Origin of the sequence: Streptomyces sp. NPDC048191, from assembly GCF_040652655.1 — a bacterium.
Classification (GTDB): Bacteria; Actinomycetota; Actinomycetes; order Streptomycetales; family Streptomycetaceae; genus Streptomyces.
Window position 1 is genome coordinate 1 of sequence record NZ_JBEZMO010000065.1, and the last position, 7,820, is coordinate 7,820.

The 7,820-nt window shown below is 68.2% G+C and carries 5 protein-coding genes and 1 pseudogene; 4 read left to right on the forward strand and 2 right to left on the reverse strand.

The genetic code is table 11. The features are described 5' to 3' along the window. The first annotated feature begins 282 nt into the window (after positions 1-282). The 4 genes from AB0D93_RS41055 to AB0D93_RS41070 all read left to right on the forward strand — a co-directional run bounded on the left by AB0D93_RS41055 (position 283) and on the right by AB0D93_RS41070 (position 6,751). A complete protein-coding gene (locus AB0D93_RS41055) occupies positions 283-1,830 on the forward strand; it encodes a long-chain fatty acid--CoA ligase (RefSeq protein WP_362131727.1) in 1,548 nt (515 codons plus the stop codon). Positions 1,831-2,349: 519 nt separating this feature from the next. Then, on the forward strand, positions 2,350-3,759 hold the full coding sequence (locus AB0D93_RS41060; RefSeq protein WP_362131730.1) for an NAD(P)/FAD-dependent oxidoreductase: 1,410 nt from the start codon (positions 2,350-2,352) through the stop codon (positions 3,757-3,759). A 22-nt stretch (positions 3,760-3,781) separates the two neighbouring features. Further along, positions 3,782-6,136 (forward strand): AAA family ATPase, encoded by a 2,355-nt coding sequence (locus AB0D93_RS41065; RefSeq protein WP_362131733.1) that lies wholly within the window; start codon positions 3,782-3,784, stop codon positions 6,134-6,136. An 18-nt stretch (positions 6,137-6,154) separates the two neighbouring features. Beyond that, entirely contained in the window at positions 6,155-6,751 is a 597-nt protein-coding gene (locus AB0D93_RS41070; RefSeq protein WP_362131736.1) for a TetR/AcrR family transcriptional regulator, read from the forward strand. Between the two features lie 226 nt (positions 6,752-6,977). Here AB0D93_RS41070 and AB0D93_RS41075 read toward each other — a convergent pair whose 3' ends face one another. After that, complete coding sequence (locus AB0D93_RS41075) at positions 6,978-7,106, reverse strand: hypothetical protein (RefSeq protein ID WP_362131738.1); 129 nt, start codon at positions 7,104-7,106, stop codon at positions 6,978-6,980. 130 nt (positions 7,107-7,236) lie between these two features. Continuing rightward, positions 7,237-7,686, reverse strand: a pseudogene (locus tag AB0D93_RS41080) (NTP transferase domain-containing protein); the annotation flags it as partial. Positions 7,687-7,820 lie beyond the last annotated feature (134 nt).

Genomic DNA, 7,820 nt, shown 5'->3' on the forward strand with positions numbered 1-7,820 from the left:
CTTCACCGCCGGATTCCTCGCGGTCGCGATCTCCACATTCCTTCTCTGTGTCGTCGCCCCGCTGTTCGGGTTCGACGAAGGGAAGTCCCAGGTGCCGTCGCCGGAGGCGGCAGTCCGATCAGAAGTACCGGCCGCAGAAGCCGCATGAACCCTGCCCCGCCCTGGGTGAGCGGAGTCGCCGCCCTTCCGGGGGCGGCTTGTCGGCGCCGACACGCATGACGGGGCACACCGACCGGACGTCGACCCGACTCCACGGCCACCCGCACCCAGCAAGTAGGAATCATGCTCAATCTCGCCTCGCTCCTCGAAGACAGCGCCCGCTGTCACCCCACCCGTGACGCACTGGTCCTGGGCAACACCCGGCTCACCTACGCCCAGGTGGACAGCGCCGCCAACAAGGTCGCGAACCTGCTCGTCGAGCGCGGCGTCAGGCCCGGCGACAAGGTGGCCCTCAGTTGCCCGAACTTGCCGTACTTCCCGATCGTCTACTACGGCATCCTGAAGGCCGGCGCGGTCGTGGTGCCGCTCAATGTGCTGCTCAAGGGCCGTGAGATCGCGTACCACCTCGCCGACTCCGAGGCGAAGGCGTATTTCTGCTTTCAGGGCACTCCTGAACTGCCGATCGGCGCCGAGGGCTTCGCCGGCTTCCGGCAGGCCAGTGGTTGCGAGCATTTCTTCCTGATCACCGCCGACCGGGCCGCGGCCAGTCTGATCGAGGGCGCGGAAACCCTGGGCGCGGCTCTGGCCGGAAAGGCACCCACCTTCGACAGCGCCGCCACCTCGAGCGACGACACCGCGGTCATCCTGTACACGAGTGGCACGACGGGCCAGGCCAAGGGCGCCGAGCTCAGCCACGCCAACCTCGTGCTCAACGCGCTCACCTGCAACGGGGTCTTCGGTAACCGGCCCGCAGCTGACAGGCACCTGCTCACTCTGCCACTGTTCCACTCCTTCGGTGCCACCGTGCAGATGAATGCGGGCTTCTCGATGGCCGCCACGCTCGTACTGTTGCCGCGCTTCGACGCCGCACAGGCGGTCGCGCTCATGGAGAAGGAGGACATCACCTTCTTCGCCGGCGTGCCCACCATGTGGTGGGGCCTGCTGGGCGCGCTCACCGAGGACGTCGACGTGGACCGGATCGCCAGCAACCTCCGGGCGGGAGTGTCCGGCGGCGCGGCCCTGCCGCTGGAGATCATCAGCCAGGTCAAGAAGCGGTTCGGAATCCAAATCCTGGAGGGCTACGGCCTGTCGGAGACCTCGCCTGTCACGACGTTCTCCGACCCGCAGCGCGAGCCGCGGCCGGGCTCGATCGGCATCCCGGTCTGGGGGGTGCAGTGCAAGCTGGTCGACCGGGACTGGAACGAGGTCACCGAGGTCGGCTCGGTCGGCGAGATCGCGATAAAGGGCCACAACGTCATGAAGGGCTACTACAACCGCCCCGAGGTCACCGTGGAGGCCATGCGGGACGGCTGGTTCCGTTCCGGTGATCTGGCCAGGAAGGACGAGGACGGCTTCTACTACATCGTCGACCGCACCAAGGACATGATCATCAGGGGCGGCTTCAACGTGTACCCCCGTGAAGTCGAGGAGGTCCTGATGACCCACCCCGACATCTCGCTCGCGGCGGTGATCGGAGTACCTCACCACAGCCATGGCGAGGAGATCAAGGCTTTCGTGATCCGCAACACCGACGCCGACCTCAGCGAGGCCAAGCTGGTCGACTGGGCGCGGCAGCAGATGGCCGCCTACAAGTACCCCCGCATCGTCGAGTTCGTCGAATCGCTCCCGATGACAGCGACCGGAAAGATCCTCAAGCGCGAACTCGGCTGACCCGTGGCGGGTCAGCCGAGCGGACAGCCGGAGGAGGGCCGCCGTTCCGAGCGCGCTGACGGAGTGACGAGGCCGAAGGCCGCCAGGGCTCACGCGGCATCGAACGCCGCCGCCCGCTCACAAGCTTTCACGGACCAGGCAGGTGAAAGACATCCGCCCGGTGCCCACGCGACCGCCACCACAAGAGCTGCAGCCACGCGCCCATCTACGGCAAGGCATCACCGGCCATGTCTTTTGAGCGGTGGCGTGGCGCATCGAGCGCGAGTCGCGCGGCACCGGCACCGCCGAGGGCCACGTAGCGGTCCACCGTCATGCCGCGTCGAGGCCTCGCAGCAGCCCTATGCCGCAAGGCCTCGGCGGGCGCCGCGCCGCTCGGTCGCTCACCCCACTCCTTGTCGAAGGGGCACTGTCGCCGGGGATTGACAGGCTGCAACCCGCACCACAATCTTGAGCGAACGACTGGAGCAAATGATTCAGTCGCTTAATCCAGTCATCGGAACAGAACCAAGGGAGCAGAAGATGAAGGACGGGACGTTCGACTACGACACGATCGTCATCGGCGGAGGGTTCGCCGGGGTGAGCGCGTGCCGGGATCTGTCGGATCAGGGCTACTCCGTGCTGTTGCTGGAGGCGCGCGACCGGCTGGGTGGTCGCACCTGGTCCGAGCAGCGGAGTGTGGGGGACTACGAGGGAATCGTCGAGCTGGGCGGGCAGTGGGTGTGGCCCGATCGCCAGGTCAACATGATGTCCGAGATCGAGCGGTACGGGCTGACCATGACGCACAGCTCGATGCCGGAGTGCTACCCGACACTGCTGGCCGGGCAGTACAATCCGGGCCCGCTGCCGGTGCCGCTGGAGGACGTCTACGACTTCGAGAAGGCCGCCTTCAAGATGCTCACGGACGCGCACCGGATCCAGCGGGGAGTGCCGCTGGACCGCCAGAACGTCGAGGACCTGGACATCCCCTTCAACGAGTACCTCGACAGCCTGGGGGTCAGTGACTCCGTCCGTGGCTTCTTCACCTTCTTCGGGACCATCCTCACCGGCCGCTATCCGGAGGAGATCTCCGCGCTTCCCCCGCTGGGGTTCATCGCGCAGATGGACCACAGCCTGATCCGTACCTGGGGCGTGCTGGACGCCTACATCGTCGAGGGCACCGGTGCGCTCATCCAGGCGATGGCCGACGACTCCGCCGGGGCCGACATCCGGCTGGAGACCCCGGTGGCGAGCGTCGAGCAGAATGAGGACGGAGTGAGGGTGACGACCGAGGCCGGCGACACCTTCACGGCGGCTACGGTCGTCGTGGCGACCCCGCTGGCCTGCTGGTCCACCATCCGTTTCGAACCGCCGCTGAGCGAGGCCAAGTTCACCACCTCGAGCGAACGCAGCGTCGCCTACCCCGTCAAGGTGTACGCGCAGGTCAAGAACGCGCCGCGATTCCCCTACATGCTGGCGGAGGCCCCCCAGGCCAATGGTGCGGCTGTCATCTTCGGCGAGCACGATCTGGGGGAGGACGGCCAGCTCATCGTCGGTTTCTTCATCGACCACCCGGACCGGGACGACCGCTTCGGCACCAGCTTCGCCGGTATCGAGCGTTTCGTGAAGACGATGTGCCCCGACGCCGAGCTCGTCGCCTACGAGTGTCACGACTGGGTGGACGATCAGTGGTCCGGCCGCGGTGGCATGGCGGCGTACCCGCCGCAGCGCCTCAGCCGGTGGCACTCCGAGCTCTCCCGCCCGGAGGGTCGGGTCCACTTCGCGACCTCGGACATCGCCAGCAACTTCATGGCGTGGATGGAGGGCGCCGTCGAGATGGGCAAGAAGGCGGCGGTCGACGTGCAGCGTCGGCTGACCCGGGAGGCCATCGAGGTCAAGGTGCGCGCCCGCGCCAAGGGATCGAGCGGCACCGCGACGCGGCACGAGGCCTGAGCCGGATAGGTAGGCGACGCAGATGTTCCCCCGCGAAGAGCTGAAGGCCGACTACACCCGCCGCGCGCTGGAAGCGCTGGACCGAGCCTGGTCGCCGGGACCGAGTGGTCCGACGCCGAATGGTCCGGCAGCGACCGGCCCGGCCCAAGTGCTGGCCGCGGTCCTCGACCAGCAGGCGACCATCGTCGGGCCGGTGCTGGCGGACCTGGGCGTGGACCCGGATGATCTTCGGGGTTCGCTGCGCGCGGACCCGGAGGGCTTCCGAGGCCCTCCGGGCGACTTCTCGGGGGAACGGCCGCCGACCGACGCCGATACCGCCCGACCCCAGCCCGAGCTCCTCTCGCTACTGCGGGCCGCCGAGCACGAGGCACGTCAGCTGGGCGACGCGTTCGTGTCGGTCGAGCACCTCGTCGTCGCCCTGGCCGACCGACGCGACCCGGTCGGTGAGTTGATGCGCGCCACGGGCGCCGACCGGACCGCGGTACTGGACGCCGTACGACGCGTGCGCGGACCGTGGCAGGTCCTCGACGCCGAACCCGAGCGCACCTGCCTGGACGTCCAGTGGCGGCCCGCCCGGGTGTCCAGCCAGGTGCTCCGGTTCGGCCGCGACCTGACCGAGCTCGCCTTCCGCAGCGCACTCGATGCCGTGGTCGGCCGCGACACCGAGATCGCCCGGGTCGTCCAGGTGCTGTCCCGGCGGCGCAAGAACAACCCCGTGCTGATCGGTGACCCGGGGGTGGGCAAGACCGCCATCGCCGAGGGGCTCGCCCAGCGCATCGTCGCGGGCGAGGTCCCGAGAGCGCTGCAAAACCGTCGGGTGATCGCGCTGGACGTCGGTGCCCTGATCGCCGGGGCGTCGTACCGGGGGGAGTTCGAGGACCGGGTCAAGGCCGTGCTCAAGGACGTCGACGCGGCGGACGGCGGCATCATCCTGTTCATCGACGAACTGCACACGATCATCGGAGCCGGCGCCGCGGAGGGCGCGGTCGACGCCGGCAACCTCCTCAAACCGATGCTGGCCCGCGGCTCGCTGCGCACGCTCGGCGCCACCACGCGCGACGAGTACCGCAAGTACGTCGAGTCGGACGGCGCGCTGGAGCGCCGCTTCCAGCCGGTGCACGTCGAGGAACCCACGCCCGACAACGCCGTCGAGATGCTCCGGGGCCTGCGACCCAGCTACGAGGGCTACCACGACGTGCTGATCACCGATGCTGCACTCACCGCAGCGGTGACACTCAGCAAGCGCTACATCGCGGACCGGTACCTCCCCGACAAGGCGATCGACCTCATCGACGAGGCCGCCTCGCAGCGCCGGATCGAACTCGACTCCGGCTCACGGTGGCCCGATGCAGGCGAGTCCGCGATCGTCGACGAGGAGGATGTCGCACGCGTGGTCGCGCAGTGGACCGGCATCCCGGTGTCCCGGCTACGTGAGGAAGAACTGGAGAAACTCCTCCGCATGGAGGCGCGCCTCGGTGCCCGCGTCGTGGGCCAGCGGGAGGCGATCGCCAGTGTCTCGGCTGCGCTACACAACGCCCGCACCGGCCTCGGGGATCCGAACCGGCCGATTGCCGCGCTTCTGTTCTGCGGACCGGGCGGCGTGGGAAAGACCCATCTCGCCCATGCACTGGCCGAGTTCATGTTCGACAGCGACGACGCGCTGATCCAGCTCGACATGTCGGAGTACGCCGAAAAGCAGTCCGTCACCCGCCTCATCGGTGCGCCACCGGGCTACGTCGGCTACGAGGAGGGCGGCCAGCTGACCGAGGCCGTTCGGCGCCGCCCGTACGCGGTCGTCCTCCTGGACGACATCGAGCAGGCACACCCGGACATCCACGGACTGCTGCGCCAGGTGGTCGACCACGGATCGCTCACCGACGGCCAGGGCCGGCTGGTCAGCTTCCGCAACGTAGTACTGGTGATGACATCAGGCCTCGCCGGTCCGGACGCCGTACGGCAGCAGTTCCGGGCCGACTTCGTGACCCGGCTCGACGACGTCGTCGAGTTCGCGACGCTGGGCCGCCGTGAGCTGGAGCGACTTGTCGACCTGCATGTCGGCGTGGTCGCAGCCCACCTGTCGGGCAAGGGTATCTCGCTCGAACTCACCTGCCAGGCACGTGAGTTGGTCAGCGAAATGGGCGACGGCAACGACGGTGCGCGTCCACTGCTGCGAGCGATCCGGAAGCAGCTCGTCTCCGCCGTGTCGCGCGAGATCCTGCGGGGCGGGGCGGGACCGGGCGACACGATCCGGTTTGACCGCGACGGGTCGTCGCTCCGGCTCGCGGTGGTGCGGGGTGCCGTGGAGGACGAGGCCCGGGCGGCGGGGCCGGGCAGCCGGCCGTCGAGTGCTACAGTCCCGACTGGATCAACCGACTGAATCAACAGGAGTGGGCGCTTGGCTCGCATTCCGGCCGCTGCTCGTCGCGAGCAGTTCATCGATGCGGCTGTGCGGGTCATCGCCCGAGACGGGGCGGCTGGCGCAACCACGCGACGGATCGCCGAAGAGGCCAACGCTTCTCAGACGTCACTGCACTACTGCTTCCAGACCAAGGAAAATCTGCTCCTCGCGGTCTTCGAGCACCTGTCAGAAAGTCTGCGGGTCGATTCCGAGGGTGTGAACGGCGAGGAGGCAGGCCTCGCGCAGACCGCCGAGCGTTTGCTGACCCGAACCATGCAGTACGCCGTCGACCATCTCGACCAGACCCGGGCTACGTTCGCGATCACCATGTGGGCGCAGACTACCAACCCAGAGCTCGCGGTCCGCATGTACGACATGTTCCTCGCGGGCTGGCAGGACGTGCTGTGCTCGGCCAAGGAGACGGCATCGAACGAGGAGATCGCGTCCGTGACCCGCATGGTCGTCACCCTGGCCGACGGCCTGTCGATGCAGCTGCTCACGGATGGTGACCGCGAGCGTACGATGCGCGACACGGCGAGCGCCTGCGTGATGCTGAGCACCTTCGTGGAAACCTTGCTTCGCCGGTCGGCATGACCGGCGCCGCGGCCTGCAATACGACGACGGGACGGCGAGTGCCGCACCACAACGGTCATCGGTCCGCGTTCACCCAAGAGCCGCCGGTGTGCCGGGGCGGGGGCGGGAGCGCGGACCTTGTTCGGCCTGGGCGCCGACTGTTCCGCACGTGGCCGACAAGCCGTGACTCGATGCACGTGTGACGGGTGGGTTTCAGGGTCCCCGCCCTTGGGGCTGTTGGCGCCGGTCAGCGGGTCGTCTGAGACCGAAGGAGCGAGCTGGCTCTCGCCAGGTCTTCCGGTGTGTCGACGGCCAGGCCTTCGTCGATGACAGGAAGCATCAGCACGCCGTGACCATGCTCGACGAACCGCAGCATCTCCACGCCTTCGGTTCGCTCCAGAGGCTCTTGGGGGAGCTGTCGGACAGACTGAGGGCCGTTCCCGTGAAGCGGTAAAGCCGTAAAGCCCCAGCTGTCGTCGGTATCTCGGCCGGTCTCCTCGTGGGTAGGGGATCGCCTGCCGGGAGAACATCAGGGCGTTCGCCTCCGCGTCGACGACGACCTTGACGACGTTGTGGTCCAGCACCACGCCGACGTCGTCCAAGTCCGTGTACGCGTTCACGGCGAGCGATCCGGGCGCTAGGCGCTCCAGGGCTTCCGAGACCGCGTCGATCGCAGTAGGGGAGACGAACGGCTCGACGCCCTGGACGTTGATGTACGCGTCGGCCGGCAGGTGTTCAGCGCACTCCGCGACGCAGTCCGTGCCGGTGAGGTGTTCTCCGGTGCGCATGCACTCGACGCCCAGCTCGTGGCACGCCCTCTCGATGCGCTCGTCATCGGTGGCGACCACCACGCCGTCGAGGCACTTGGCCTCCAGGCAGCGCTGGTGGACATGCCAGAGAAGGGGCTTGTCCCCGAGCTGTGCGAGGCGTTCGGCGATTCTGCGCGCGGTCCGCACGCGGCCCGTGCTCTCCGCAATGGCGTTCTACACGGGAATCTGGGGGCTCTTCTCACTCGTCGTGAGCTGGATGCCCACCATTCTGATGAAGGCCGGCTGGCCGCAGGCCGTCGCGGGGCTGTTCTCGTCCTCGG